The organism is Streptomyces sp. NPDC089915 (assembly GCF_040684675.1).
In the GTDB taxonomy this organism is placed as follows: Bacteria; Actinomycetota; Actinomycetes; order Streptomycetales; family Streptomycetaceae; genus Streptomyces.
Genome location: NZ_JBFBGN010000327.1, coordinates 1 through 1,995 on the forward strand (window position 1 = coordinate 1; position 1,995 = coordinate 1,995).

Below are 1,995 nucleotides of genomic sequence, written 5' to 3' on the forward strand. Positions count from 1 at the left end.
GGCGGCCGCGCGGCTGGCGGGCGAAGGCGGCGCTCAACGGCTTCGGCGCCCTGCTGACCGGTGTCTCGGCCGTCGGCCTGGTCCGCACGCCGTGGTGCGCCCCGTAACAGGGCGCGTTCCCATGGGCGCGACCCAGGACTGCTGGAGGCGCGGCCGGCCCGCTGTCGGATGCGGGGGCTAAGGTCGGCGGGGTACGACCGTCATCAGCAGGAGATCTCATGCCGTCAGGGCAGGTACAGCAGGGCACCCCTCAGGCCCGGCCGGCCAGGCCGCGCCCGTTGGCACCGATCCCCTTCGATGTCGAGTCGGTCTTTCCAGAGCTTGCCGGTACGGCGCGCGCGGTCACACTCCTCTACCCCCGGGCCGGGCAGCCGGGCCCCGGCGACAGCTCCATCGGCGGGCCGCTGCTGTGGCCGGCCGGTGAGTCCTGGCCGATGTGTGCCGAACCAGACCACTACAAGCCGGGCGACGCGCCCGTCGGGCCTGACCCGGTCGCGATGGTTCCGGTGGTCCAGCTGTACGCACGGGACGTGCCCGACCTCGTCTTCCCTGCCGGCACCGACCTGCTGCAGATCCTGTGGTGCCCGCTCGTACACGAGGACGACCAGTACACGGCCAACCCCCGGCTCCACTGGCGCAACACGGCCCGGACGGCCGCCGACGTCGCTGACGGCCAACCGCCCCGCCCGCACACCGCGGAGCGGGACTACCTGCCCCGCCCGTGCACGGTGTCCCCCACGCCGGCCCTGGAATACCCGAACTGGGACCTTCCTGACGAACTCAGCGAGCAGATCGGCGAGCGCTTCGAGGCCCTGGAGGAAGAACGCGGCTTCGACTACTTCGAGGTGGCCACCACCCAGCAGAGCAAGGTCGGCGGCTATCCGAGCTGGACCCAGCAGCCGGACTGGCCTGACTGCGCGGGCTGCCGCACACGCATGGAGCACCTGCTCAGCGTCACCGCGACCGAGGCGGGCATGGGCCGTTGGCTCCCCCTGGACGAACGCAACCCCGACCGGGACCAAGCCGAAACCCCGTCCTGGCGAGCCGAAGCGGACCCCGCAGCCCTCGACACATTCGGACACCGCATGTACCTGGGCGGCGGAGGCATGTACTTCTTCGTCTGCCGCAACTGCCCGGACACCCCCTACACGCATCGCTACGACCGCTGAACCCCGTGCCGTTGAACCTGTGGCATCCCGTCGTCTCTGCTTCTGACCGACATCCCGAGCCCTGTCGGGCTGGAAGCGTTGCCGAGTCTCACCGACATTCATTCCTCCGTCTCACCTACGGACACCCACCCCTGTCGCGGCAGTCGGACCAGTACGTCGCCGGCACCGGACTTGGGCGGATCGGGCGTACGGTGCTGGTGTGACCACGACTGCACCAGGGACCGCGCTGCTGCTCGCCGCCGCTCCGACCGGCAAGAGCCGGCTGATCGACGCCACCCGCGTCCTGCCCACCCTGGCGGCCTGCCCACCGACGACGCTGACCCGCACGAGTGCCGGGACCATCGTCGAGCTGGCCGACCCGGTGGACCAGCAGACGGTCCTCACCCGCATCCGCGCCGCCGCGGCCACACCGGGCCCCCTGACGCTGATCCTCGCGGGCCAGCTCCACCTCGACACCAGGCAGCACGAGATCCATCTGGCGCTCGCCCGCACGACGCCGGCCACCCTGCGCTACACCGGTCTGCCGTGGTCCTGGCTGACGAACGAGCTCAAGCCCCGCCGCCCCGACACGACGGTCGTCCTCGTCGACTTGGTCGCGACGCCCGCCACCTGGCAGAGGATCCGCACGGAGGGCCTCACCCTCGACCCCGGGATAGCGCTCCACGGCCGCATCAGCCCGCCGCTGCGCCGCAACCGGATCGCGGTCCCCGCCTACCTCCAGGCCGTGGCCGGCATCTGGCGCAGCGGTCTGAACCCGCCACTGGCCGAGCTCCACACGAAGGCCGCCGCCCACGCCGGCGGCGACGAAGCGCTCCTCCTCGCGGCG

At 71.8% G+C, this 1,995-nt stretch carries 1 protein-coding gene and 1 pseudogene; both read left to right on the forward strand.

Annotated features, from left to right (window positions below):
* Positions 1 to 434: 434 nt before the first annotated feature.
* Entirely contained in the window at positions 435 to 1,169 is a 735-nt protein-coding gene (locus AB0O29_RS35440) for a hypothetical protein (RefSeq protein ID WP_365160426.1), read from the forward strand.
* Positions 1,170 to 1,368: 199 nt separating this feature from the next.
* Positions 1,369 to 1,995, forward strand: a pseudogene (locus AB0O29_RS35445) (hypothetical protein); the annotation flags it as partial.

What these genes read in the sequence shown, in the direction of transcription:
- AB0O29_RS35440 (WP_365160426.1), top strand. Translation starts at nt 435, where the DNA reads ATGTGTGCCGAACCAGACCACTACAAGCCGGGCGACGCGCCCGTCGGG.